This is a genomic window from Serratia sp. X3, assembly GCF_014982455.1.
GTDB classification, from domain to species: domain Bacteria; phylum Pseudomonadota; class Gammaproteobacteria; order Enterobacterales; family Enterobacteriaceae; genus Serratia; species Serratia ureilytica.
The window spans coordinates 54,224-79,710 of record NZ_JADCNB010000009.1 but is presented as its reverse complement, the minus strand read 5'-3'; the positions used below and the strand labels follow the sequence as shown (position 1 = coordinate 79,710).

Annotated in this window: 26 protein-coding genes; 11 read left to right on the top strand and 15 right to left on the bottom strand. The window is 59.4% G+C overall.

What is annotated here, in order from left to right; all coding sequences use genetic code 11:
• Nucleotides 1–125 precede the first annotated feature (125 nt).
• The 4 genes from radC to mutM all read left to right on the top strand — a co-directional run bounded on the left by radC (nt 126) and on the right by mutM (nt 2,384).
• Nucleotides 126–809 (top strand): DNA repair protein RadC, encoded by a 684-nt coding sequence (gene radC / locus IMX17_RS22985; RefSeq protein WP_182265759.1) that lies wholly within the window; start codon nt 126–128, stop codon nt 807–809.
• 262 nt (nt 810–1,071) lie between these two features.
• On the top strand, nt 1,072–1,308 hold the full coding sequence (gene rpmB / locus IMX17_RS22980; protein WP_004931195.1) for a 50S ribosomal protein L28: 237 nt from the start codon (nt 1,072–1,074) through the stop codon (nt 1,306–1,308).
• A gap of 11 nt (nt 1,309–1,319) precedes the next feature.
• Entirely contained in the window at nt 1,320–1,487 is a 168-nt protein-coding gene (gene rpmG, locus IMX17_RS22975; RefSeq protein WP_002442576.1) for a 50S ribosomal protein L33, read from the top strand.
• 81 nt (nt 1,488–1,568) lie between these two features.
• Nucleotides 1,569–2,384 (top strand): bifunctional DNA-formamidopyrimidine glycosylase/DNA-(apurinic or apyrimidinic site) lyase, encoded by an 816-nt coding sequence (gene mutM / locus IMX17_RS22970; RefSeq protein WP_047025862.1) that lies wholly within the window; start codon nt 1,569–1,571, stop codon nt 2,382–2,384.
• Nucleotides 2,385–2,387: 3 nt separating this feature from the next.
• Here the strand turns inward: mutM and coaD are convergent, their stop codons facing one another.
• Genes coaD through waaA form a run of 3 tightly spaced genes read right to left on the bottom strand, consistent with a single transcriptional unit; the run spans nt 2,388 to nt 4,928 of the window.
• On the bottom strand, nt 2,388–2,873 hold the full coding sequence (gene coaD / locus IMX17_RS22965) for a pantetheine-phosphate adenylyltransferase (protein ID WP_033645183.1): 486 nt from the start codon (nt 2,871–2,873) through the stop codon (nt 2,388–2,390).
• A 3-nt stretch (nt 2,874–2,876) separates the two neighbouring features.
• Nucleotides 2,877–3,650 (bottom strand): glycosyltransferase family 2 protein, encoded by a 774-nt coding sequence (locus IMX17_RS22960; protein WP_182265758.1) that lies wholly within the window; start codon nt 3,648–3,650, stop codon nt 2,877–2,879.
• Nucleotides 3,651–4,928, bottom strand: a complete 1,278-nt coding sequence (gene waaA, locus IMX17_RS22955; RefSeq protein WP_182265757.1) for a lipid IV(A) 3-deoxy-D-manno-octulosonic acid transferase — start codon at nt 4,926–4,928, stop codon at nt 3,651–3,653. It abuts the gene before it with no gap.
• A 125-nt stretch (nt 4,929–5,053) separates the two neighbouring features.
• On the opposite strand from waaA, the gene IMX17_RS22950 reads away from it, so the two are divergent.
• Nucleotides 5,054–6,067, top strand: coding sequence for a glycosyltransferase family 9 protein (locus IMX17_RS22950; protein ID WP_182265756.1), 1,014 nt, complete (start codon nt 5,054–5,056; stop codon nt 6,065–6,067).
• Nucleotides 6,068–6,111: 44 nt separating this feature from the next.
• On the opposite strand, the gene IMX17_RS22945 is transcribed toward IMX17_RS22950, so the two are convergent.
• The 3 genes from IMX17_RS22945 to rfaQ are packed head-to-tail and all read right to left on the bottom strand — an operon-like array spanning nt 6,112 to nt 9,421.
• Nucleotides 6,112–7,212: a glycosyltransferase gene (locus tag IMX17_RS22945; RefSeq protein ID WP_193550254.1), complete on the bottom strand. Its 1,101-nt coding sequence runs from the start codon at nt 7,210–7,212 to the stop codon at nt 6,112–6,114.
• A gap of 2 nt (nt 7,213–7,214) precedes the next feature.
• Nucleotides 7,215–8,342 carry a glycosyltransferase family 4 protein gene (locus IMX17_RS22940; protein ID WP_094142249.1) on the bottom strand — a complete coding sequence of 376 codons (1,128 nt, stop codon included), beginning with the start codon at nt 8,340–8,342 and terminating at the stop codon, nt 7,215–7,217.
• Nucleotides 8,339–9,421, bottom strand: coding sequence for a putative lipopolysaccharide heptosyltransferase III (rfaQ, locus tag IMX17_RS22935; RefSeq protein ID WP_193550253.1), 1,083 nt, complete (start codon nt 9,419–9,421; stop codon nt 8,339–8,341). Before rfaQ ends, IMX17_RS22940 begins: the two co-directional genes overlap by 4 nt.
• 210 nt (nt 9,422–9,631) lie before the next feature.
• Between rfaQ and IMX17_RS22930 the strand changes: the two genes are divergently transcribed.
• Both IMX17_RS22930 and IMX17_RS22925 read left to right on the top strand, forming a co-directional pair.
• A complete protein-coding gene (locus IMX17_RS22930) occupies nt 9,632–10,588 on the top strand; it encodes a polysaccharide deacetylase family protein (protein WP_182265753.1) in 957 nt (318 codons plus the stop codon).
• An 8-nt stretch (nt 10,589–10,596) separates the two neighbouring features.
• Complete coding sequence (locus IMX17_RS22925) at nt 10,597–11,691, top strand: glycosyltransferase family 9 protein (protein ID WP_094142253.1); 1,095 nt, start codon at nt 10,597–10,599, stop codon at nt 11,689–11,691.
• Between the two features lie 36 nt (nt 11,692–11,727).
• On the opposite strand, the gene IMX17_RS22920 is transcribed toward IMX17_RS22925, so the two are convergent.
• From IMX17_RS22920 to rfaD, 6 genes are read right to left on the bottom strand one after another with little or no spacing between them, the layout of a single operon-like run.
• Nucleotides 11,728–12,708 carry a glycosyltransferase gene (locus tag IMX17_RS22920; protein WP_182265752.1) on the bottom strand — a complete coding sequence of 327 codons (981 nt, stop codon included), beginning with the start codon at nt 12,706–12,708 and terminating at the stop codon, nt 11,728–11,730.
• Entirely contained in the window at nt 12,705–13,946 is a 1,242-nt protein-coding gene (locus tag IMX17_RS22915) for an O-antigen ligase (RefSeq protein ID WP_182265751.1), read from the bottom strand. The genes IMX17_RS22920 and IMX17_RS22915 overlap by 4 nt, the downstream gene beginning before the upstream one ends.
• Before the next feature lie 28 nt (nt 13,947–13,974).
• Nucleotides 13,975–15,141: a glycosyltransferase gene (locus IMX17_RS22910; protein WP_182265750.1), complete on the bottom strand. Its 1,167-nt coding sequence runs from the start codon at nt 15,139–15,141 to the stop codon at nt 13,975–13,977.
• A complete protein-coding gene (rfaC, locus tag IMX17_RS22905; RefSeq protein WP_182265749.1) occupies nt 15,138–16,103 on the bottom strand; it encodes a lipopolysaccharide heptosyltransferase RfaC in 966 nt (321 codons plus the stop codon). The genes IMX17_RS22910 and rfaC overlap by 4 nt, the downstream gene beginning before the upstream one ends.
• Nucleotides 16,104–16,105: 2 nt before the next feature.
• Nucleotides 16,106–17,152, bottom strand: a complete 1,047-nt coding sequence (rfaF, locus tag IMX17_RS22900; RefSeq protein WP_033645195.1) for an ADP-heptose--LPS heptosyltransferase RfaF — start codon at nt 17,150–17,152, stop codon at nt 16,106–16,108.
• Between the two features lie 22 nt (nt 17,153–17,174).
• The gene (rfaD, locus tag IMX17_RS22895) at nt 17,175–18,104 is read right to left on the bottom strand and encodes an ADP-glyceromanno-heptose 6-epimerase (RefSeq protein ID WP_033645196.1); all 930 of its coding nucleotides are present in this window, start codon (nt 18,102–18,104) and stop codon (nt 17,175–17,177) included.
• Nucleotides 18,105–18,344: 240 nt separating this feature from the next.
• Here rfaD and kbl point away from each other — a divergent pair, with 240 nt between their 5' ends.
• Entirely contained in the window at nt 18,345–19,541 is a 1,197-nt protein-coding gene (kbl, locus tag IMX17_RS22890) for a glycine C-acetyltransferase (protein ID WP_033645197.1), read from the top strand.
• Nucleotides 19,542–19,550: 9 nt separating this feature from the next.
• Nucleotides 19,551–20,576 carry an L-threonine 3-dehydrogenase gene (gene tdh, locus IMX17_RS22885; RefSeq protein ID WP_182265748.1) on the top strand — a complete coding sequence of 342 codons (1,026 nt, stop codon included), beginning with the start codon at nt 19,551–19,553 and terminating at the stop codon, nt 20,574–20,576.
• Between the two features lie 41 nt (nt 20,577–20,617).
• Here tdh and IMX17_RS22880 read toward each other — a convergent pair whose 3' ends face one another.
• From IMX17_RS22880 to gpmM, 3 genes are read right to left on the bottom strand one after another with little or no spacing between them, the layout of a single operon-like run.
• Nucleotides 20,618–21,571 (bottom strand): divergent polysaccharide deacetylase family protein, encoded by a 954-nt coding sequence (locus tag IMX17_RS22880; RefSeq protein ID WP_193550252.1) that lies wholly within the window; start codon nt 21,569–21,571, stop codon nt 20,618–20,620.
• Nucleotides 21,572–21,573: 2 nt separating this feature from the next.
• A complete protein-coding gene (gene envC / locus IMX17_RS22875) occupies nt 21,574–22,908 on the bottom strand; it encodes a murein hydrolase activator EnvC (protein ID WP_028128084.1) in 1,335 nt (444 codons plus the stop codon).
• Nucleotides 22,909–22,917: 9 nt separating this feature from the next.
• Nucleotides 22,918–24,462 (bottom strand): 2,3-bisphosphoglycerate-independent phosphoglycerate mutase, encoded by a 1,545-nt coding sequence (gpmM, locus tag IMX17_RS22870; protein WP_193550251.1) that lies wholly within the window; start codon nt 24,460–24,462, stop codon nt 22,918–22,920.
• A 297-nt stretch (nt 24,463–24,759) separates the two neighbouring features.
• Between gpmM and IMX17_RS22865 the strand changes: the two genes are divergently transcribed.
• Both IMX17_RS22865 and grxC read left to right on the top strand, forming a co-directional pair.
• Complete coding sequence (locus IMX17_RS22865) at nt 24,760–25,194, top strand: rhodanese-like domain-containing protein (RefSeq protein ID WP_033645201.1); 435 nt, start codon at nt 24,760–24,762, stop codon at nt 25,192–25,194.
• Nucleotides 25,195–25,222: 28 nt separating this feature from the next.
• Nucleotides 25,223–25,471, top strand: coding sequence for a glutaredoxin 3 (gene grxC, locus IMX17_RS22860; protein WP_004931142.1), 249 nt, complete (start codon nt 25,223–25,225; stop codon nt 25,469–25,471).
• The last annotated feature ends 16 nt before the right edge of the window (nt 25,472–25,487 follow it).

Below are 25,487 nucleotides of genomic sequence, written 5' to 3'. Positions count from 1 at the left end.
GCGATTCCGCAATGGCTGCAGGGCGTTACATTGTGCTTTGCGAAACACTTCGCAATGTTATCAAACACCTGTCGAACGCGCCGGGTGGCGCATGGCATGCTGTAGTCCTTTCAGGGAGGAACACGATGAGCAACCCGACTGTGGCGTGCTGGCCGGGCGCGCTGGCGCCGCGTGAAAAGCTGTTGATGCAGGGGGCTGCGGCGCTGTCCGACGCGGAGCTGTTGGCCATTTTCTTGCGCACCGGGTTGCCCGGCGTGCACGTGATGCAGCTGGCGGAGCAGCTGCTGCTCCGGTTCGGCTCGCTTTACCACCTGATGTCGGCCGATCATCAGGCGTTTTGCAGTCAAAAAGGCCTGGGCGACGCCAGCTATACGCAGCTGCAGGCGATTGCCGAGCTGGCGCTTCGCTTCTTTTCCAGCCATCTCTCGCAGGAAAACGCCATGCTCAACCCGCGCGTCACCCAGCATTATCTGCAAAGCCTGCTGGCGCATCGTGAGCGAGAGGTCTTTTTGGTATTGTTTTTAGACAATCAGCATCGGGTTATTCGCCATCAGGAGATGTTTGCTGGTACCATCAGCAGCGTCGTCGTCTACCCGAGAGAAATTGTGCGTGAAGCGTTGAAGGCTAATGCCGCCGCGCTGATTCTCGCGCATAATCACCCCTCGGGTAAGGCTGAACCCAGTCATGCCGACCGTTTGATAACTGAACAGGTGGTGAAAGCCTGCCAGTTATTGGAGATCCGAGTGCTCGATCATTTGGTGATCGGTCGGGGTGAATGCGTCTCTTTTGCCGAGCGCGGATGGCTTTAAGCGATTTTTTCGCGATCCTTGTGGGATCTTTAGCTGTTCGGGACTTGAGCACTTACGCTTCAGAGCGTATACTACGCCACCTTTGAGAATCTTGGGTTTGGCGCAAGAGCCTATCTCAGCAGGTTTCTGACCTGATGTGTGGTTTCTACCTGATGACGAGAGTCTCCTCAGTATGAAGTTTGCTGAGATGGGCTCTAAAAGCCTGACGAGGCGGCCATACCCTATACGAAGCTCGAGCTGATTTGATTTTTGGAGAATAGACATGTCCCGAGTCTGCCAAGTTACTGGCAAGCGCCCGGTGAGCGGTAACAACCGTTCCCACGCAATGAACGCGACCAAACGCCGTTTTCTGCCTAACCTGCACTCACACCGTTTTTGGGTTGAGGCTGAGAAGCGCTTTGTAACTCTGCGTGTATCTGCTAAAGGTATGCGTGTTATCGATAAGAAGGGTATTGAGACGGTTCTGGCCGATCTGCGTGCCCGTGGTGAGAAGTATTAAGGAACTGAATCATGGCTAAAGGTGTTCGCGAGAAGATCAAGCTGGTTTCTTCTGCTGGTACTGGTCACTTCTATACCACCACGAAGAACAAGCGTACTAAGCCGGAAAAATTGGAACTGAAGAAATTCGATCCAGTTGTCCGTCAGCACGTAGTATACAAAGAAGCTAAAATTAAATAATTTTAGTGGATTAATGAAAAACCCGGCCTTGGCCGGGTTTTTTGTTTTATAAAGGGTAGAAAACATCGGAGGGGAAGCCAGATGCCTGAATTACCGGAAGTTGAGACGAGCAGACGCGGTATAGAGCCTTATCTTGTCGGCCACAGCATTCAGTATGCGGTGGTGCGCAACGCGCGCCTGCGCTGGCCGGTTTCCGAGCAGATCCTGACGCTGAGCGATCAGCCGGTGCTCAGCGTGCAGCGTCGGGCCAAATACCTGCTGATTGAGCTGGAGCGCGGTTGGATTATCGTGCATCTGGGCATGTCGGGCAGCTTGCGCATGCTGCGTGAGGAAAACGAAGACGAAGCCGGCAAACACGACCACGTCGATCTGGTTATCAACAACGGTATGATCCTACGCTATACCGATCCGCGCCGCTTCGGCGCCTGGCTGTGGTGCGAAGACCTGGCGACCAGCAGCGTGTTGGCGCATCTGGGGCCGGAACCGCTGAGTGAGGCGTTCAACGGCGACTACCTGTATGAAAAATCACGTAATAAGCGCACGCTGATCAAACCGTGGCTGATGGATAACAAGCTGGTGGTCGGGGTCGGTAACATTTACGCCAGTGAATCGCTGTTCAGCGCCGGGATCCTGCCCGATCGTCCGGCGGGATCCTTGACCAAAGCCGAAGCTGCGCTGTTGGCGAAGACCATCAAGGCGGTGTTGCAACGCTCCATCGAGCAGGGCGGCACCACGTTGCGCGACTTTTTGCAGTCGGATGGGAAACCGGGGTACTTCGCGCAGGAGCTGCAGGTTTACGGGCGGGCGGGAGAACCGTGCCGCACATGCGGCACGCCGATTGAATCCGCCAAGCACGGGCAGCGCAGCACCTTCTTTTGCCGACGCTGCCAGCGCTGAGCATCACGCGGCGGCGAGCTTCGCCATCAGCGCCTGAGTGACCACATCGGGCAGGAAAGGCGCGATATCGCCGCCGTGGCGGGCGACCTCCTTCACCAGTGAGGAGGAGATGAACGACCACTCTTCGGAAGGCATCAGGAACACGCTTTCCAGCGTCGGCATCAAATGGCGGTTCATGTTCGCCAGCTGCAGTTCGTACTCAAAGTCAGACACCGCCCGCAGGCCACGCACCAGGATATTGGCATTCTGGTGAGCGGCGAAATGCGCCATCAGCTCGCTGAAGCCCAGTACTTCCACATTGTCCAGATGCGAGGTGACCTGCGTCGCCAGCGCCACACGCTCATCCAGGCTGAACAGCGGCTTTTTGCTCGGGCTGGCGGCGATGGCCAGAATCACGTGATCGAACATCAGCGACGCGCGCGTCACTAAATCCAGGTGGCCGTTGGTCATGGGATCGAACGTCCCGGGATAGATGGCTTTGCTGGTCATGATTCACTTCTCTGAGTAGTTGCGGCCCAATGCCCATAATGCGGCATATTTATTGAAGGTATATTGCGCGTTGACCACCGCTAACAGCAACCCCTGTTTACCGTCGAGGAAGCCGGCCCGCAGCAGCCAGGTTTTGACGAAGGCGCCGAGCGTGTGGGTCAGGATGGACAGATAGCCGCAACGCTTGCCGGCCCGGTGGCGCTGTGTGGCCCACTCTTCGGCATAGCGCAGCTGTTTGCGCTGAAAGGCGAAGAAGTCGCGGCAGGTCAGGTGCAGCATATCGCCACTGAGGGGGATCACTTTGGCATCGCCGATGTTCAGCGACTCGTGCACCAGATCGTCGTTATAGCGATAGCGTTGGTTGGCGTACAGGCGGTTGACGCGATCGGGATACCAGCCGCTGTGGCGCATGAAGCGGCCAAGGAACAGGTTGCGCCGCGCGCAGCTGTAGACGGCGCCGTCGTCCGGCGCGTTCAACACCTGTTCGATGGATTGTCGCAGTTCAGGGGTGACGCGTTCGTCGGCATCGATCATCAAAACGTAGTCATGGCTGGCGTAGCTTTGCGCCAGCTGACGCTGCTTGCCAAACCCTTGCCAGTCGGTGTGCGTGAAGACTTTGGCGCCCAGGCTTTCGGCGACGGGGACGCTGTCGTCTTCGCTGCCGGAGTCCAGCACAATGATTTCATCGGCCCACTCGACCGAGCGCAGACAGTCCGGCAACAGCCCGGCTTCGTTTTTGGCGATCATCACCACCGACAGGCTTTTGCGGCTGCTCATTCAGTGACTCCGGGGCGGCAGGTGCGGTTCCAGCAGCTGCAGCAGGCGCTGCAACGCTCCCTGATTCTGATACAACACTTCCACCGCATGGCGGCCGTAGTAACGGCGGTAATCTTCGTCGGTCAACAGGGTTGCCACTTCCTTTACCAGCGAATCCACGTCGGTCACGGTGATCAGGCCTTCGGCCTGCGAAAGCTTGGCGCAGATGTCTTTAAAGTTGAAGGTGTGCGGGCCCATCAGCACCGGGATGGCGTGGGCGGCGGCTTCCAGCGGGTTATGGCCGCCACGTTCCACCAGGCTGCCGCCGACAAAGGCCAGATCGGCGATGCCGTACAGCAGCATGAGTTCGCCCATGGTATCGCCGATCACCACCTGGGTGCTGCCGGACGGGATTTCGCCGCTGCTGCGCAGGGTGTAGCTGAAGCCGGCCTTCTGTACCAGCTCCTTGGCGGTCGGGAAGCGTTCCGGGTGACGCGGCACCAGGATCAGCAGCAGGTCGGGGTGTTTTTCCAGCAGCTTGCGGTGCGCTTCGATCAGGATGGTTTCTTCGCCTTCATGGGTGCTGGTGGCGATCCACACCGGGCGGCGCGGCGCCCATTGGCGGCGCAGCGTAACGGCGCGGGCGGCCAGTTCCGGGGTGACGGAGATATCGAATTTCAGGCTGCCGGTAACGGCCAGCTGCGAGCGTTTCAGGCCCAGTTCGATAAAACGATCGCCGTCTTCCTGGTTCTGTGCGGCGATCAGCGTAATGCGGCGCAGCATATCGCGCATGAATCCGCCAATTTTCTTATAGCCGGCGGCGGATCGCGCCGACAGGCGCGCATTGGCGATCACCAGGGGGATTTGCCGCTGATGCAGCGCGTTGATCAGGTTAGGCCATAGCTCGGTTTCCATGATGATCACCAGCTTGGGATTCACCTGGTCGAGGAAGCGGTTCATGGAACCGGGCAGATCGTAGGGCAGATAGACATGATGCACGTCTTTGCCGAAAGCGGACTGGACGCGTTCTGAACCTGTCGGGGTCATTGTGGTCACAGTTATCGGCAAAGCGGGGTAACGATGGCGCAGCGCCCGCACCAGCGGGATGGCCGCCAGCGTTTCGCCGACGGAGACGGAATGCAGCATAATGCCGCCCGGCACGACTTTCCCGGCGCAGAAGCCATAGCGTTCCGCCCAGCGTTTACGGTAGGCTGGAGCTTTGCGGCTGCGCAGCAGTAAGCGGAGCCAGATCAGGGGTTGGATGAGGTAGAGTAGTACCTGATATAAACGCAGCAACATTCTATCAATTTCATTTATATGGGTTATTCGGAATAGTACCATAACTGGAAGGGAAAGGCGCTAATTTGGTAACCTTGGGTGTCAGTTTCAGACAACCGGCGAGCGATTTCGCCGATAGGCTCGGAATGAAGAATATTTTAATTATTCGCCGCGACAACATCGGCGATCTTGTTTGCACCACGCCTCTGATTGAAGGGGTGAAAATTGCCTATCCAGACGCAAAAGTTTATCTGCTGATCAATAAAGTCAGCCAGGACGTCGTTAAAAACAACCCTCATCTCGAGAAAGTCTTTGTCTATAAAAAGGCCAAGCATAAGGCGAAAAATGAAACGACGTTGGGCGTTTATTTCGAACGTCTGATGATTTTCCTGAAGCTGCGCAAAATAAAGTTCGATGCGGTCATTCTGGCCAACCCGGTGCCTTGCAAATACAGCCTGCGTTTAGCGAAAATGGCCGGCGCCAGCCATATCATCGGCGCCGATTTGGGCACGAAAGATATTCAGCGCCCGTTCCGCAAAGACGATTTCCGCGGTCTACATCAGGTCGAACACACCTACAGCTATTTATCGGCGATAACCGATCAAACCATTCCGATCCCGCCGGTGCGGGTATTCCTGACGCCGGAAGAGCGGCAGCTGGCGGCGCAGCGGCTGCAGGAACGCCTGCCGTCGGTCGAACGGGTTTGCGCCGTGCATATCAGCAGCCGTAGCCCGAAAAGGCGCTGGCCGGTTGAACGCTATGCCGAAATCATCAACCGCCTGACCGCCGATCCCCGCACCGGCGTGCTGATCTTCTGGTCGCCGCAGGGCACGCTGGCGCCGGACGACATCGGCGATCAGCAGCGCGCAGAACAGCTGTTGGCGCTGTGCCAAAACGAACGCGTCGCGCTTTATCCGACGGCCTCGGTGCGCGAGCTGTTGGGCGGGTTCGATTTATGCGACCGGGTGCTGTGCAGCGATGGCGGGCAGATGCATCTTGCCGCCGCGCTGAATAAGGATATGGTGGTGTTCTTTGGCGATACCGATAAAACGTCCTGGCATCCATGGACCGGCCGTCATCATATTTTGCAGAGTGAGTCGGGGCACTGTGAAGATGTTTCTGTCGATGAGGTTTGGCAGAAAATGCAGGCGCTAAGCTAGCGAAGAAAATAAGGCAGGTATCACCTGCCTTATTTATTTCTTTATTATTTTTCTTTCAGCTCAATATATTGACGGCAAATAGGCTCCAGCCCATAGCTCAGCAATTGCTGTTGATTTATCTGCGGCGGATTGGCGTAAATTTCCGCCATTTTTTCTGCCAGCGACGCTTCGTTTAATTCCGCCAACGCGTTAGCCATGCCGGCTTTTTCCAGAATTTCCGCAGGGCCGCCCGGACAGCGGGTGCTGACCACCGGTGTGCCGCACAACAGCGATTCTACCAGCACATTGCCAAACCCTTCGCTATCGGAGCTGAGTACCAACAGCGAGGCATGGCGGATAAACGGATAGGGATTGGCCTGGAAGCCGAGGAACAGCACGCGCTCTGCGATACCCAAGTCTGCCGCCAGACGCTTGACCTCGGCGACGCGGGCGTCATCCCCGGTGCCGATCAAAGCCAGCGGCGCCTGAATGCCGGATTGCGCATAGGCTTTCAGCAGGCGGTCATGCCGCTTGGTGGCGTGAAAGCGGCCGACGTGCACCAGATAGTCCTGACCGGCCAGTTCGCAAGGTGCCGCCGCCTGTTGCCGGATGGCGTCGATGTCGAACGGGTTATTGATGACCGCCAGCCGACGCGGGCGGATCGGCAAATTCTGCTGCAGATCGCCGCCGACCGCCTGTGAAACGGCGACGATATTTCTCCCCTGGTAAACGTTGGCTATTTTACGTTGCTTGAGCCAGCGATCCAGGCCTTTGCGGTGGCCGAGGTAGGAGGTGGAGAGAATGCCGTGAATGCAGAACCACAGGCGATCCGAAGCCAGCCGCTTGCTGCGGCTGACGATGCGATCGGTTTTGTGCAGGTTGGAGAACACCAGATCGAACGCGCCGTGTTGGCGCTCGTGTTCGGCTATCGCCCGATCCAGCGCGGCGGCGCGGCGCGACAGCTCGGTCAGTTTGCGCCAGGGGGCACGGCTGCGATCGGCCACCACCTGATAATCGATGCCTGACGGGATAGGGTAATTGCAGACGTCACGCAGCGAGATCAGACTGACTTCATGCCCCAGTTGCTGCATGCCTTGACACAGGGTCAGCACCACTTTTTCCGCGCCGCCTCCCGGCAGGCCATCGATGATCATCAGAATACGCATAGCTAATCCAGTAACCGGTTATAGAGGGAAATGAGCTGTTCGGAGAGATGCGCCGGCGTAGCCGTCATAATGCGCAATCTTGCCGCTTCGCCCATGGAGGATCCCAGCGCCTGGCGCGGCAGCGCCCGAATGGCTTCCGTGATGGCCGGCACGTCGAGCGCGTCGGTCACGAAGCCGTTCTGGCCCGGGGTGATAAACTCGGCGCCGCCGCAGGTGGTGCTGGTGACAACCGGCAGGCCGCAGGACATCGCTTCCAGAATCACATTGGGGAACGGATCGTACAGCGTCGGCAGCAGCAGCGCATCCGCGGCCTGATAGAACGGCAGAGTCTGCTTCTGCACGCCCATAAAGTGAATGCGATCGCCGCAGCCCAGCGACTGCGCCAGCGCCCGGTAACGCTTTTCGGCTTTGTCTTTACCAACCACCAAGAGGTGGCTGTCGGTCGCCGCCACGGCGCGGATGGCAGCGGCCAGCCCTTTGCGCTCGAAACCGGAGCCGACGAAGATCAGGCAGTGCGCCTGTTGCGGGATCTGATATTGCTCACGCAGGCGTCGGCGCTGGGCCTCGTCGGCGGGCGGGAACTTTTGATTGTCGATGGCGTTATAGATCACCGTGATTTTGTCGGCGGGCACGCCAAAGTCGGCGATGATTTCCCGTTTGATCATCTCGGCGTTGCAGATGACGGCTTTCAGCTCCGGTGCGGCGTACATGGCGCGCTCGGCGCACATCACATAGCGGTGATAACGGTTGGAAAACAGCCATTTGCGGCGCCACTCCGGCAGCAGCCGTGCGCGTTGCAGCAGCCAGCGGCGGTGTACGCCGTCGCCGGCGCGGTAGATATCGCAGCCGGGAATGCGCTCGTGGCTTTGCACCAGATCGAAGCGCTCTTTCTGCCACAGCGCCCTGGCCGCCACGGCGAAGCCCCGTTCGCGACTGATGCGGCCGAGTTTCAACGGGTTACACAGGTGAATATGCCAGTTTGGATTGGCGTCACCCTGCCATTCGCGAGTGATGACGTTCAGATCGAGATCCTGTTGCTCCAGCGCCTCCAGGGCGCGGGAAACGAAACGTTCGGCTCCGCCGTCCGGGCGGTATTTTTGGCGAACGATCGCCAAACGAAATGCTTTCATGCCAGCGTGCTCCGCGCGGCTGCAATCACCGCGTCTGTAGGAATGAGGTCGAGATACCGTTCATCGGTGCCGGTATCAATAGCGTCCGGATCGGGCAGTTCGCCGAAGTCGCCGGCCCAGATCACGGCGCCGGTAGCCTGCCATGGCCGCCAGAAAGTCAGCTTGGAAGGGCCGAACAGCGCCACGCACGGCGTTTGCAGCGCGGCGGCCATATGCATCGGCACCGAATCCACGCCGATAAACAGCTTGGCGTGGTCAATCAGGGCGGCCAGTTGGCGCAGCGTCAGCTGGCCGGCCAACGAGATTACGCCCTGCGGCGGGCAGAGCGCCAAAATGCGCTCGACCATGGCTTTTTCTCTGGCGTCGGGGCCGGAGGTGATCACCAACTGGTGGCCGTCGGCCTGCAAGGCGGTGAGGGTGGCGGCCATTTTCTCTTCGCTCCAGCATTTGAAGAACCAGCGCGAGGTGGGCTGCACCACAATATAACTGCCGGCGACGCCCTGTTTCTGCAACAGTTGCTCACAGGTCTGCCAATCCTGCGGATCATAACTCATGGTGACATGTTCATTGAGCGCAGGCAGGTTCAGCGGCGCCAGCAACGAGAGATTTTGTTCGACGGTATGCAAGTGGGCGTGATTGTCTACCGGCACCAGCTGCGTGTGGCAGTGGTGCCACAGGAAGCCGCGGCGTTTGGGGAAATCGAAGCCCAAACGGATGCGCGCGCCGGTCAGGCGCGTGATGATGGCGCTGCGCCACTGATCGGCCAGATTGACCACCAGATCGTAGCGCTGCGCCTTCAGGCGGCGCAGCAGCGCCAGCTCATGGCCGAGGTGAGCGCGGGCACCCTGTTTTTTCCATTGGCGATCGATGGCGAACAGGGTCGACAGTTCCGGATTACTGGCCAGCATCTCCTGCGTTTCCTGATACAGCAGCACATCGATCCGGGCCTGCGGGTAGTTTTGCCGCAGGCTGCTGATGACCGGCGTGACCAGCAGCATATCGCCGTGGTGGCGCAGTTTTATGATCAAAATACGCTGTACGGATGGGGCGGAAGTTAGGGCTGGCGCGTCGTTCATCATGAGTCGCTTTCTGGGAAACCAATCTTTGATTCTAAATGACCCGATCGCATGTGGCTACTGTTGCTCGGTTTTCTTGCCGAGCCGCAAAAAAATCGCCGGAGCAGGGACGAATGCGCTTCAACGTTGTCCAAACCAGGCAGCAAAGTCGTTTGCCCTGGCGAAACGGCCTGCGTAACATAGCGTATTCTGTTGATATCAGGTTCGATATTCATGACTAAACCGGCGTTTCTCATCACCATTGATACCGAAGGCGATAATCTGTGGCAAAACCACGATCGCATCGCGACCGAAAACACGCGTTTCTTGCCGCGCTTTCAGGCGCTGTGCGAGAAATATGCCTTCAAGCCGGTTTATCTCACCAACTATGAAATGGCGATGGATCCGGCTTACGTCGAGTTCGCGCGTGACGTGATCGCCCGCGGCGCCGGTGAAGTCGGCATGCATCTGCACGCCTGGAACAGCCCGCCGCTGACGCCGCTCACCGATGACGACTGGCGCCACAAGCCTTATTTGATCGAGTATCCCGCCGATCAGATACGCGCCAAGGTCGACCACATGACCAAACTGCTGGAGGACGCCTTCCAGACTAAAATGCTCAGCCATCGCGCCGGCCGTTGGGCGTTCAACGAATACTATGCCTCACTGCTGCTGGAATACGGCTATCAGGTGGATTGTTCAGTGACGCCGCGGGTCAACTGGCAGTTTTCGCCGGGCAACCCGCAGGGCGACGGCGGTACCGATTACAGCCGGTTCCCGTCGCACGCCTATTTCATCGATCCGCAGAACATCGCCAAGCCGGGCGCTTCGTCGCTGCTGGAAGTGCCGATGAGCATCCAGTACAAGCATTCGGCGCTGATGAATGCGTTCAAGCAGGGCTATGATCGGCTGCGCGGCAAGCGGCGTTCGCCGTCCGTCAACTGGCTGCGGCCGAGTGGCGGCAACGTGGCCAAGATGATCAGCGTGGCCGAGACGTCGTTGGCGCAGGGGCATGACTACGTCGAGTTTATGCTGCACTCCTCCGAGTTTATGCCGGGCGGCAGCCCGACGTTCAAAACCGAGCAGGATATCGAAGTGCTGTACCGCGATCTGGAGCAGCTGTTTGACTGGCTGCAGCAGCGCACGGTGGGCATGACGCTGGCCGAGTATTATCAACTTAAAGCGAACTAAGCACGCACATGTCGAAGAAATGGAAAATTAAGGTTGCCGACTGGTTTTTGCGGCGCTATACGGCGAAGTACGGCCGTTTTCAGGACAAGGCGACGTTCGACGGCGCCCAGCAGTTTGACAATATCGTCATCTATTCCACCACGGCGTTGGGCGACTTCATGTTCAACACGCCGGCACTGAGGGCGATGAGGGAACGCTATCCCAACGCGCACATCACGCTGGTGGTGCACAAGAAAAACCGCGAACTGGTGGAAAACGGCCGCTATTACGATCGCGTGGTGTATTGGGACAGCAAGATCAAGACAATACGCCCATTGCTGAAATCGCTGCGCGAACATCAGCCGGATTTGGCGCTGATCCTGCACTCTCACCTGCCTTATGACATCATCAGCGCCGTCATGGCGGGGGCAAAGTATATCATCAGGGATAACTACAGCTCGGGCATTTGCGGGCTGGAACCTTGGTTAACCAACTATATCTTCCATTATTACGGCCATTTCGTGCGCCGCAAACTGGAGCTGATTTCCATTTTGGGCTGCCGCAGCGACGATCCGACGATGGAAATTCCCGTGGACTATCAGCGCGGCGTCAAAAGCAGCGACCATCCCACCATTGGTTTTCAACTGGGGGCATCGACGGAGTCGCGTTGCTGGCCGGTGTCGCACTATGCGCGCCTGGCCGATGAGCTGGTGGCGAAGCACCCCAATGTGCGCATCGTGCTGATTGGCGCACCGCTTGACGACGGCAAGGCCCAACAGTTTATGAGCCTGATTGGCCCGCAAACGCAGGCCTGCGTGGATAATCAGATCGGTAAAACGGGACTGCAAGGCTTGCTGACGTTGATCGACAGTTTCCATGTTCTGGTCACCGGCGACACCGGGCCGCTGCATCTGGCGGTGGCGTTGAAGGTGAAAACCATCAGCCTGTTCGTGACCGCCGATTCACGCTCCACCGGGCCGATTCAGGATCCTGAACTGCACCGCATCATTCAGGTGTCGCGCACCGGCTATACGATGCCGCTGGAGGCGGAAAGCCCGATGGGGGTCATTCAGCCGCAGCGGATTTATGACGAACTGGTCGCGCACGTGCCTTTAGCGCGCTAGAGGTGCGGCGACGCATCGGCCGCCAGGCCGATGCGGTTAGCGTGGTTTGCGCCCGCGCAGCTTCGAAAGAAAGGTATCCACTCGCGCATAGCGCATCTGGCGGACTTTTTTGCCCGGCACGTCGCTGTTGCGGCAGACAGCGGCGGCGCGGCGCAGAATTTGCAGCGTTGCCGGCGCGTAATGATAATAACCGTACACCGCCTTCGACATGCTTTTCACCTCGGAAAAGCAGTTGGCCAGCATCAGGGCGGCCAACCGGCGCAGCGGCTCATCCCCAGGATGCTGCGCCACATAGCGCAGCATCTTCTCCATGGCGAACAGCAAATCTTCAATATCTTTGGGTTTGATATTGCGGGTGATGCCCTGGCTGTTATCCCGGTAGAAATAGAGTTCGCAGTCAAGATGGGCGATGCGGCGAGTTTTGAAATACTGAAAAGGCGTGAAAATCACGTCTTCATAGCGTCTGCCGTCTTCGAACGTTTCCCCTGCCAGCAGCGTGCGCTTATATACCCGGCTCCAGAGATGCCACATCGAGCGTGCAAACAGCGGTTGCAGGCTGCCCAGCCCCAACGAGGAAAAGTCGTAGGCTACGGGCTGCGTCGCGCGGTTCTCGGGTTTCGGCGGTTGTTCGGTGAACTTCTGATAATTAAAATCGATCAGGTCATATTCATCGGCGATCAGCAGGGGCCGCAGGATCGCCAGATAGTCGTCGCTCAGCAGATCGTCGCCGTCGAGAAAGGTGAGATAGCGCCCGGTTGCATGCTGCAGGCCGACATTGCGGGCGTGCGCAATGCCGCCGTTGGCCTGTGAAATAAAAGCCACGTGCGGATGCTGCCGCTGCGCCAGATACCGGCTGACCAGCGCCCCTGACGCATCGGTAGAGCCATCGTCGATGATCACCACCTCAATCTCATCAGAAATCTGTGTAAATAACGAATCCAGCGCAGCGATGACGAACGCTTCGTTATTGTAAAACGGCACGATAACGCTGAGCAGCGGTGGCTGATGAGTTTTCACGCGGTCTGCTCCTGGGCGGAAGGCGGTTTCGCCACGGAGAGCACGGCGGCGATCAGCGCCAGACAGAACATGACGGTGCCTTCCGTGCTGAAGAAGATGACGTCGCTGAGGCCGTAAACGAACAGGCTGGCGCTCACGCTCAGCAGCAGCGCGTTGCGCTGCGGCCGGAATGAAGAGAAGAACAGGCCGACATACAGCGCCAGCAACAGCAACGCCCCCCAAACCCCCTTGAGCGAATAGGTCTCCAGCAGCTCGTTATGCAGGTGCACGTTGATGTAAGGCATGACGCCAGACAGGCGAGGTTGCTGCGCGACGATGGCGCGGATCTCTTCACCGCGCTGCTCGGCGGATTGACCCCAAGGAGCTTGTGAGCCGGTACGCCATGCCAGCGTTTGCATCGACAGTCGGGAAATGATCGAGTTTTCAGTCTGTGGCTGATCCATCAGACGCATGTCGGTCTCAAAGGCCTGAATGCGTTCTTCTATCTGCGGTTTGAACACCAGGCCGCAGGCTACGAGCAGCAGCGGTACCGAGGCCACCAACGCGAGCTTGTGTTTCCTGGAAACCAGATGCTTGGTCGCCAGCAGCGACAGACAAATCGCCACAGGGTAAACCAGCATCGCCGCGCGGGTGCCGGTCAGCACCAGCGCAGAGAAGGAAAGCAGGAACGCCGCAATGTACAGCACCAGGCGGTAGCGGGTGCGCAGCATCAGGATGGCTTGCATCATCACCAGATCGATGGCGGTCATCAGATAGGCAGCGACCGTGGCGCGATCGAAGTTGAGCTCCACACGAGGAATATCCAGCCGCAATCCCTGATAGAGAGAATAGCCGTTGACCGCCAAACCGGTAACGAGGGCCACGACGATCAGCAGGCGCTGCACGCACAGCCGTTCATTGAGCGCAATCAGCAAAATGAAAGCGGTCGCGAGCTGCAGTTTGCCGGTCGACATATAGGAACGATAAACATTGATATATTCGCCCGGCTGTTTGAAATGATGCATCCACAGGATGGTGCCCATGCCGACGCAGAACATCAGCGCGGGCAACAGCAGATTTTTAACGTTGCTGAAGTAGTAGCGCGGATACAGGCAAACGGCGATAAAGGCGATGTAGCTGGAAACGTAAAACAGATTGCGTCCGGTCGCGGAACCGAAAGGAATGGTGCAAAAAGCGATGGCACATCCCAGATAAATCAGATAACTGAAGGCAGGGTGCGGCGTTTTTTGTTTTAGCATCGGGCGTGTTTTCCGGCTCACGTGTTGATTAAACGATGAAGGATCGCAGCGTGTCGTCAAACTCAGCTTTGAACTGAGCATAGTTGAAATGTTCAGCAGGATAGCGCTGCGCGTTTCGGCTCAACGTCTGGTAGGTTTCGCCCGCCAGCAATGTCTCAACGGCATCCGCGCAGTCGATATGCGACAACAGCTTGGGCGACACCAGGCTGTCGGTTAACGGGTCGTAGACTTCATGCGGGAAGTCGACCTCGATATCGGTGAGCTGCCGGTGTTGTTCGATGGTGACCGACGGAACCAGGCCAATGCCGCAGACGCCGTCTTTCACCGCTTCCGGCTGGCCGTCAACCTGCGGGAAGATGACCGGCACGCCGAAATAGAGCGATTCCATGCAGGACAAGCCGAACGGCTCGGTGATCGGTGTGCTCATGTAAATGTGCGTGCGATTGAAGAAGCCGGCGACGTCATCCTGGTAACCGCTGAAAGTGACGCGATCGCCGAGCTGGAGCCGAGCCGCCAGCGCCTCGAACGCCGCGCGATCCGGCCCTTTGCCGGCCACTTCCAGCGTGACGTCATGCCCGCGTCGCAGCAGTTCCTGCATCATCAATAATGAAACGCTGATGCCTTTCAGGCTGACCAGGCGTGAGGCGGTGCCGATTCTGATCGGCTGCGACAGCGTTTTCGGCGTGTTGTCGATCCCCGCCGGCGTCTTGATGCGGTTGATCACCACGTGGTTTGGGCAAGGCAGATTAAAGCGCAGCTCCATCACCCGCTTCGAGGCGTGTGAGGCGGAAATCACGCCGTCCAGCATGGCGAAGAAACGCAGCGTCTTTTTATTCTTGGGGTAACGCCAGGAGCAGCCGTGATCGTAGTAAATCAGTTTGCCGCGCTTGGGTTTGGCCGCCAGCCCCGGCACCAGGTCCCAGACGATCACCACGTCGGCGTTGGCCCGCTCGATTTTCCACTTCAACAGAAATTTTCGCAGGAACTGCGGGCAGCGCAGCGGCAGCGCATTGATCAGGCGGTTGGCGAAGGTGACGGGCTGGTGCGCCGGCAACTGGCGGCGGATCTCCTCGCCGATGTCGCCGCTGATGCACAGGACCTGGTTGCTGCCGTCGGTGGTATCGTTGATGTACTGCAGGAACAGGCGCTCGACGCCGCCCATTTTACCCAGGTTGATAATGTGCAGTTTTTTCATGCTATAACCTTTTGCAACGCCTGCCATGCCGTATCGGCGTCGATTGTCGCCATGCTTTTTTCCGGCGAAATCAGCGAGTGCTGATTTTGCCCGTAGCCGCCGATCAGGCCGGGATCGGTCGGCCCAAACAGCGTGATGTTCGGTTTATCGAGCGCGGCGGTCAAATGGCTGAGCCCGGTGTCGACCGAGACCACGCCCCTGGCGCCCGCCAGCACCTCAGCCACCTGCTGCAGGCTGAGCTTCGGCAGCACCTCGACATGTGGAAAACCTTCCGCCAACATCAGCGCGCGCTGATGTTCATGCTCTGCCCCCCAGGGCAGTTTGATCTTCAGCCCGCTGTCGGCCGTCAGCGCGATCAGCTCGCGCCAGTTCTGCTCCGGCCAATGCTTGTCGTCGCGGGTCGTCGCGTGCAAAAACACCAGATATTGCCCGGCATCGACCGGCGGGCGGCTGAGAAAGCGCGCGGCGATGGCATAGTCGCCGTAGCTGCCCGGTTTATCGTAGCCGAGGCTTTTGGCGAACAGCTCGCGCGTGCGTTCCACTGCGTGCTGCCGTTTGTCTATCTCATGGCGCACGTTGTAGAACCAGCTGGCGAACGGCTCGCGAGCGCTTTTACAGTCCGGACCATGTTTGTTGCCTTTGGCGACGCGGGTGATTAGCGCGGCGCTTTTCATCAGGCCCTGCGCGTCGATCACCACGTCGTAACGGCGTTCTTGCAGCGCGCGCTTGAAGTCGCAGCGCTGCTGTCGGGTGTCGCTGCCGAACCAGTTTTTGCGCCAGCGGCGAATGGCCACCGGGATCACGCGATCCACCGCCGGATGCCAGGTGGGGATTTGGCTGAAACCTTCTTCCACTACCCAGTCGAAGCGGATATCGGGAATGGCCTGCAGCGCATCGGTCAGAGCGGGCAGCGTATGCAGCACGTCTCCCATCGAGGACGTTTTTACGATTAACACCTGCATGACTATTCCTCGCTGGCGACAAGCAACGGCGTCAGCGCATCCAACACTTGCTGCGGCTGAATATCGATCAAACTTTGGTGATACCCCTGTTCGGCATCGCCCTTACGCACCTTGTGGTAGCCGCTGATCAAGCGAATCACCCGCGCCTTGTCGGAAAGCGGCGGCGTGAAGTCGGGGCTGCTTGGGCCGTACAAGGCTATCAGCGGTTTGTTCAACGCTGCGGCAACATGCATTAAACCGGAGTCGTTGCTGACCACCGCCCGGCAGGCCGCGATCAGGATCACTGCCTGCTCCAGCTGGGTTTTTCCGGCCAGATTAAGGCAGAAATCGCGTGCGTCGTCCTGCAACGCGGCGCGGATCTGTTCGCCGGCCTCATGGTCTTTTGCCGAACCGAACAGCGCGATTTGATAGCCGCTCTCGATCAGCCGTTGAGCCAGCGCCGCGTAGTGATAGTGCGGCCAGCGCTTGGCGGGGCCGAACTCCGCGCCTGGGCAGAAGCCGACGATCGGGCGGCTGTCGGTCAGGTTGAAGGCCGAAGTGGTTTCGGCGATCTCTTCGTCGCTCACCCGCAGCTGCGGCCACAGCAGCGGCTGCGGCAGATCGTCGGCGCGCTGAACGCGGCCTTTGTCATAGGCCAGCGCCACATAGCGCTGCACCATCAGCGGGAAAGCGGCCTTGTCGAGCACGCGCACGTCGTTCAGCAGGCCGTAGCGCATTTCGCCCCGCCAGCCGGTGCGCTGCGGGATATCGGCGAAGAAAGGCACCAGCGCGGATTTGAACGAGTTGGGCAGAACGTAAGCGCGATCGTAACGGTTGGCGCGCAGAGCGCGCCCCAGGCGGCGGCGTTCGCCGAGCCCCAGCGCGCCGTGGCCCAGCGGCATCGCCAGCGCCTGATTGACTTCCGGCATGCGCGCCAGCAACGGGCGGCACCAGGCCGGCGCCATCACATCGATCTCCGCCGTCGGATATTCGGCCTTCAGGGTGCGATAGAGACTTTGCGACATCATCATGTCGCCAACCCAAGAAGGGCCGATAACCAGTATTTTCATACCCAGCGTTAATTCCTTCAGCTTATGCGGTGCGGTTCAACCAGGCCATGTACTCTTTCACGCCTTCGGCGACCGTTTTGAACGGTGCGTCGTAGCCGGCGGCGCGGAGCTTGGTCAGATCGGCCTGGGTGTACGCCTGATAGCGGCCCTTCAGCTTCTCCGGGAACTCGATGTATTCCACCGCGCCTTGCTGATGGAAGTCCACCACCGCGTCAGCCACCGCCTGGAAGGTTTCCGCCCGGCCGGTGCCGCAGTTGAAGATGCCGGATTTGCCGGTTTCCCAGAACCACAGGTTGACCGCCGCCACGTCGCCGACGTAGATGAAGTCACGCTTGAAGTTTTCGCTGCCGGCGAACAGTTTCGGGTTTTCGCCGCGGTTGATCTGGGTGTTCAGGTGGAAGGCGACGCTGGCCATGCTGCCTTTGTGGCCTTCACGCGGGCCGTAAACGTTGAAGTAGCGGAAGCCGCAGATCTGCGAGTCCGCTTCCGGCAGGATCTCACGCACGTACTGATCGAACAGGAATTTGGAATAGCCGTACACGTTAAGCGGCGCTTCATACTGACGCTCTTCGATAAACTCTTCGCGGCCGCCGTAAGTGGCGGCGGAGGAGGCATACAGGAACGGAATCTCGCGATCCAGGCAGTAGTGCAGCAGATCTTTGGAGTACTGATAGTTGTTGTCCATCATGTACTTGCCGTCCCACTCGGTGGTCGCGGAGCAGGCGCCTTCGTGGAACACCGCTTCGATCTCGCCCAGATCGTCGCCGGCCACGATGCTGGCGATAAAGTCTTCTTTATCGATATAGTCGGCGATGTCCAGATCGACCAGGTTGACGAACTTGGTGCCGTCTTTCAGGTTATCCACCACCAGGATATCGCGATATCCCTTGTCGTTCAGTGCCTTAATGATGTTGCTGCCGATCATGCCGGCGCCGCCAGTAACGATAATCATTGGGTTACCCCTGCTAAGCTGCCTGGTGGGGCACAATGCCCCACGCTCAATGGCGGTTATCATAGCATTTCATGCCGCGGCAAACAGCGGAAGGGCTCCGAATATCCCGCATTGCCATTGAAGTCCGCCGTTTGCCGTGATATCTGCTGCAATTTTAATATTCTCTCCCGCGCATTCTCGTCAGTTTGGTTACAAATCAGTAAAATATGCCGCAATTAGCCCAATCCTGGAGATAACCGAATGTCAGCGTCTTTTTATCAGCAGTTGGAACAACAGCTTGCCGCCACGCGCAGTGAAGGGCTGTTCAAGGAAGAACGTATCATTACCTCCGCGCAACAGGCGGACATCGCCGTTGCCGACGGCAGCCATGTGATCAACTTCTGCGCCAATAACTACCTGGGCCTGGCCAACCATCCGGCGCTGATCGCTGCCGCCAAATCGGGGATGGACAGCCACGGTTTCGGCATGGCGTCGGTGCGCTTCATCTGCGGCACCCAGGACAGCCACAAGCAGCTCGAACAGAAACTGGCGGCCTTTTTGGGCATGGAAGACGCGATCCTGTACTCCTCTTGCTTCGACGCCAACGGCGGGCTGTTCGAAACCCTGCTCGGCCCGGAAGACGCCATTATCTCCGATGCGTTGAACCATGCGTCGATCATCGACGGCGTGCGCCTGTGCAAGGCCAAGCGCTATCGCTACGCCAATAACGACATGGCCGAGCTGGCCGCGCAGCTGAAACAGGCCAAAGCCGACGGCGCGCGCCACATTCTGATCGCTACCGACGGCGTGTTCTCGATGGACGGCGTGATCGCCAACCTGAAAGGGGTTTGCGATCTGGCGGACGAGTATCAGGCGCTGGTGATGGTGGATGACTCCCACGCGGTGGGCTTTGTCGGCGCCAACGGGCGCGGCACCCATGAATACTGCGAAGTGATGGGCCGCGTCGATATCATTACCGGTACGTTAGGCAAGGCGCTGGGCGGCGCGTCCGGCGGCTACACCGCCGCCAAGAAAGAAGTGGTGGAGTGGCTGCGCCAGCGTTCGCGCCCGTACCTGTTCTCCAACTCGCTGGCGCCGGCGATCGTCGCCGCGTCGATCAAAGTGCTGGAACTGTTGGAAGAGGGCGATGCGCTGCGCGATCGCCTGTGGGCCAACGCGCGTCTGTTCCGCGAAAAAATGACCGCCGCCGGCTTCACCCTGGCCGGCGCCGATCACGCCATCATCCCGGTCATGCTGGGCGAGGCGAAGCTGGCGCAGGAATTCGCCAATGCGTTGCTCAAGGAAGGCATCTATGTGACCGGTTTCTTCTATCCGGTGGTGCCGAAAGGCCAGGCGCGCATCCGCACCCAGATGTCCGCCGACCACACCCCGGAGCAAATCGAACGCGCAGTGGCGGCGTTTACACGTATCGGTAAGGATCTTGGCGTTATTGCATAAGGTAAAACCATGAAAGCACTGTCAAAACTGAAAGCGGAAGAAGGGATTTGGATGACCGACGTGCCTCAGCCGGAGCTGGGCCACAACGACATCATGATCAAAATCCGCAAAACCGCGATCTGCGGCACCGATGTGCATATCTACAACTGGGACGAGTGGTCGCAAAAAACCATTCCGGTTCCGATGGTGGTCGGCCATGAATACGTGGGCGAAGTGGTGGCGATCGGTCAGGAAGTCAAAGGCTTCAGCATCGGCGATCGCGTGTCCGGCGAAGGCCACATCACCTGCGGCCACTGCCGCAACTGCCGCGGCGGCCGCACGCACCTGTGCCGCAACACCGTCGGCGTGGGCGTGAACCGTCCGGGCAGCTTCGCGGAATATCTGGTGATCCCGGCGTTCAACGCCTTCAAGATCCCGGATAACATCTCCGACGAACTGGCTTCGATCTTCGATCCGTTCGGCAACGCGGTGCATACCGCGCTGTCGTTCGATCTGGTCGGGGAGGACGTGCTGGTGTCCGGCGCCGGCCCGATCGGCATCATGGCGGCGGCGGTGTGCAAACACGTCGGCGCCCGCCATGTGGTGATCACCGACGTTAACGAATACCGCCTGGAACTGGCGCGCAAGATGGGCGTGACCCGCGCGGTGAACGTCAGCAAGGAAAACCTCAACGACGTGATGGCCGATCTGGGCATGACCGAAGGATTCGACGTCGGTCTGGAAATGTCCGGCGCGCCGCCGGCGTTCCGCACGCTGCTGAACGCCATGAACCACGGCGGGCGCATCGCCATGCTGGGCATTCCGCCTTCGGATATGTCGATCGACTGGAACCAGGTGATTTTCAAAGGGCTGTTTATCAAAGGGATTTACGGCCGCGAAATGTTTGAGACCTGGTACAAGATGGCGGCGCTGATCCAGTCCGGTCTGGATTTGACCCCGATCATCACCCACCGTTTCTCGATCGACGAGTTCCAGCAGGGCTTCGACGCCATGCGCTCCGGCAAGTCAGGCAAAGTGGTGCTGAGCTGGGATTGATCTCGGCAGGCGTGAAAAGGGCCGGAATTCCGGCCCTTTTTTTATGCTTGCGGTTTGGTTTGCGTCCAGTGCTGCCAATGACGCTTGATGAAGGTCACCGGCGGCGAGGTGGCAATGCTGTCGGCGATAATGCCCAGCGCGGTGCCGGCGTTGGTTTTTTCCTTCGGCGGTTTGACCTTGCACTGTTTGATGCCGCCGCTGAACGGATTCTTCGGCTGCGGTTTTTGCGGTTTGACCGGCGGCGGGACGTAGCTGCCGCCACCGTTGCCCTGCGGTTCGTTCAGCAGCGCGCTCGGTTTGACCAGCACGATATCGGCGGGCAGCGACGGCAGCATCTGCTGCAGCACTTTCACCGTCGCCGGGCGCGGATGGCCGATGGCGATGGCGGAACCGTTGCGCCGCGCCAATTCAACCGCGCGGTTGAACTGACGGCGGATATCGGCTTCGCTCGCGGTATCGTCGAGGAACACCTTGCGTTTGATCACCTTCACGCCGGTGCCGGCCGCGGCGCGGGTCGCCTGGCTGTTGCCGATGGTCATGCTGTCGAGGAAGTACAGACGGTAGCTTTCGAGCGCCTGCATCACTTTCTGCATGCCCGGCAGGCTGGAGGTCATGGCGCTGCCCATGTGGTTGTTCATGCCGACCGCGTAAGGCACGTTGTTCACCGCGTTGCGGATGATGCGCTGGATCTCGTCGCTGCTCATGGCGGGCTGCAGGGTATCGCGCTCTAGCGGCTGCTTGCTGAGCGGCGCCATCGGCATGTGGATCAGCACTTCGCGGCCCTGGCTGTGGGCACGGGTGGCCATCAGGCGGGCGTGCGGCGCGTTGGGCAAGACTGCGACCGAGATCGCCGTCGGCATTTGCAGCACCGCGTTTTCTTCGTGGGGGCGGTAGCCCACGTCATCGATGACGATGGAGAGTTTTCCTGCCTGCGCAGCGTAAGCCTGCAGCAGACAGCCCATTAACAAAGCTGTACGGGTTTTGACATAGCGCAAATCTATCTTCCCAACCACGGCAGTGGGTTAACCGCCTGTCCCTGACGACGGATTTCGAAATAGAGCGACGGCGTTCCCTGGCCGCCGCTGGTGCCGACCAGAGCGATCGGCTGGCCGGCGCGCACCTGTGCCCCGACGTTGACCAACGCGCTTTGGTTATAGCCGTACACGCTCATGTCGCCTTTACCGTGTTCGACCACCACCATCAGGCCATAGCCTTGCAGCCAGTCGGCCAGCAGCACGCGGCCATCGGCGACGGCTTTCACTTCGCTGCCTTCGCGGGCTTCGATCACCATGCCTTTCCAGCGTAGCTCGCCCTGCTGCTGCTCGCCAAAGCCGTGCAGCGTGCGGCCGCGCACCGGCCACATCAGCTGGCCGGCCGGACGGCCGAGGCCGCCGGTGCGCGCCATCAGCGAGCGATCGGCTTCGCTCGGTTTGTAGGTGGTGCCGGTTTTCTTCGCCTGCTGTTCCTTGATGCGCACCTGTTCGCGCACCTTGGCCGCTTCACGCGCTTCGCGTTCGGCGCGCGCACGGGCTTCGCGCTCCGCCCGGGCGATCTTGTCGCGCATGCGGGCTTCGTTTTGGCGCAGTTCCACCAGGCGTTGTTGGTCTTTTTCCAGCGAGGCTTCCAGCGCGGTCAGCGTTTTCTTGCGGGCGCCGCGCGCCTGCTCCAGCTTCTGCTGCTGCGTCTGTTGTTCGCTCAGTAAGGATTTTTGCTGGCCCTGTTTGGCCACCAGCGTGGTTTTTTGCTTCGCCAGCTCGGCGCGGGTCTGTTTCAGCTCTTCGATGGTTTTCTGGCGCGCTTCGTTCAGATAACCGAAATAGGCCAGAATACGTTCGCTGCGCTGGCTTTCTTCACCGCTGAGGATCAGCTGCACGGCGCTGTGCTGCCCTTGCCGGAAGGCGGCGTCAAGCTGCTTGGCGAGGAGGTTTTGCTGGGTCGATTGCTGCTTTTGCAGCTTGGCGATCGAGGCGTTCAGGCCGGAGATGTCCTTGCCCAACTGGGTGAGCGTGCCCTGGGTGTCGCGCAACTGGCGGCTGGCCTGGGCGATGGTTTTTTCCTGCTGCCGCAGCTGATCCTGCAGCGAGCTGCGCTGCTGTTGCTGCTGCTTCACCGCTTTTTCTTTCTCGGCGATGCTCTGCTGAATGTCTTTCAACTGGGATTTATTGTCTTCCGCCGCCTGGCCGGCGAGCGGCAACAGCAAGACGCCAGCGCAAAATACGCTGGCGCACATGGCGGTGAACGTCCTTGGCGCGGTGCGTTCAGGCAGCGGCCGGCTGCCTGCGTTTGCGCTTCGGGTTACCCTTGATAGTGCAAAAAACGCCTTCTCCCTCATGGAGAAGGATTATTCCACGATGAACAGCGGCTTACCAGTCATCTCTTGCGGGATTTCCATTCCCATCAGCGTTAACAGGGTTGGCGCGATGTCCGAAAGCTTGCCGCCTTCGACCGCCTGCGCCGGTTTGCCGACGTAAATCAGCGGCACCGGCAGGCTGGTGTGGGCGGTATGCGCCTGGCCGGTGGTGGGATCGCGCATCTGCTCGGCGTTGCCGTGATCGGCGGTGATCAGCAGTTGGCCGTCGACGTCGCGCACCGCGTCAACCACCTGGGCGATGCAGGCGTCCAGCGTTTCCACCGCTTTGACCGCCGCTTCATACACGCCGGTATGCCCCACCATGTCGCCGTTCGGGTAGTTGCAGATAATGGCGTCGTATTTGCCGCTGCGAATGGCGGTCAACAGTTTGTCGGTCAGCTCGGCGGCGCTCATCTCAGGCTGCAAATCGTAGGTGGCGACCTTCGGCGAATTGACCAGCACGCGGTCTTCCCCTTTGAACGGCGCTTCCACGCCGCCGTTATAGAAGAAGGTGACGTGGGCGTATTTTTCGGTTTCCGAGATGCGCAGCTGGGTTTTGTCGTGCTTCATCAGCCATTCGCCGAAGGTGTTGGCCAGCGACACCGGCGGATAGGCGCAGGCGGTGTCGATGTCGGCGGCGTACTCGGTCAGCATCACGAAATCGCCGAACTGCACCTGTTTGGCGCGTGGGAAACCGTCGAAATCCGCGTTCACGAAGGCGCGGGTGATCTGGCGCGCGCGGTCAGCGCGGAAGTTCATGAAGATCAACGCATCGCCGTCCTGCATCGCGGCATCGGCCTCGCCGGCGGCGCGAATGACGGTCGGTTTGACGAACTCGTCGTTTTCACCGCGCTGGTAGGCGGCCTGCAAACCGGCTACCGCATCGTCGGCCACGTAGTCGCCTTTGGCCGCGGTCAGCAGGTCATAGGCCAGCTGCACGCGATCCCAACGGTTGTCGCGATCCATGGCGTAGTAGCGCCCAATGAGTGAAGCGATGCGCCCGACGCCCAGCGTGGCGAAGGCCTCGCGGCAGCGCTGCAGCGGGGCTTCGGCGCTGCGTGGCGGCGTGTCGCGTCCGTCGAGGAAGGCATGCAGATAGATGGCTTTGGCGCCGCGCTGGGCGGCCAGCTTGATCATGGCCAGGATGTGCTCGTCGTGGCTGTGCACGCCGCCCGGCGACAGCAGGCCCATGATATGCACCGCTTTACCGGCCGCCACGGCCTTATCGACGGCGGCGGTCAGGACCGGATTGGCGAAGAAGTCGCCGTCGGCGATCGCTTTGTCCAACCGGGTCAGATCCTGGTATACGATGCGCCCGGCGCCCAGGTTGACGTGGCCGACTTCGGAGTTGCCCATTTGGCCGTCGGGCAGGCCGACATCCAGTCCTGAAGCGGCGATCAGCGTATGCGGCTGCTCCCGCCACAGGCGATCCATCACCGGGGTGCCGGCGTTCAGGATCGCGTTGTCCTGCCGCTCTTCACGGTGGCCGTAACCGTCCAGGATCACCAGTACCATCGGTTTTTTGTTGCTCGACATTGCATTGACCTCTTATGAACTTTTTAAGCTGCGAATAGCCATGCGCCCGCCGGAAGCATGGCTGTTCGCCCTCGAAAAACCGGCTGATTTTACACCGCCACCGGCGATAAATAGCCCAAAGAGATCAAGGTTGCGGCGAATCGCGCGGGCTTTTATGCTCTGACCTCGGGAATTTCTCAGCGCAGCCCGCAGTTTCTACAATCGCGCTTGCTTATTGGCTGTATTTGCCGCACTCGGCAGGTATACTCTGGAACCTTGACTTATTTATCCCTTAACTGACGGGAGTTGTTACACCCCATGCTGCAAGAAATTATGCCATTCGTAAGCAGACACCCTATTCTGAGCCTGGCTTGGATCGCTCTGCTGGTCGCCGTGATCGTCATGACCTTCAAAAGCCGTTTCTCCAAGGTCAAAGAGATCGCTCGCGGTGAAGCTATCCGCCTGATCAACAAAGAAGATGCCGTGGTGGTTGACACCCGCAGCCGCGACGATTTTCGCCGTGGTCACCTGGCCAGCGCCATCAACCTGACCGCCAGCGAAATCAAAAGCGGCAGCCTGGGCGAGCTGGAAAAACACAAAGCGCAGCCGATCATCGTCGTGTGCGCCAACGGCACCGCCTCCCGCGAGCCGGCGGAGAACCTGAGCAAGGCCGGTTTTGAAAAGGTGACGATGCTGAAAGACGGCATCGCCGGCTGGAGCGGAGAAAACCTGCCGCTGGTGCGCGGCAAGTAACCGTTAAACCTATTTGAGGTGGCAATCCATGGCTAACATTGATATCTACACCAAAGCGACTTGCCCGTTCTGCCATCGCGCCAAGGCGCTGTTGAACAGCAAGGGCGCGGCGTTTAACGAGATCGCCATCGACGGCGATAACGCCAAGCGCGAAGTGATGATCGAGCGTAGCGGGCGCACCACCGTGCCGCAGATTTTCATCGACGGCCGGCATATCGGCGGCTGTGATGATTTATATGAACTCGATGCTCGCGGCGGCCTGGATCCGCTGCTTTAAGCAGCTTGCCGGTTCA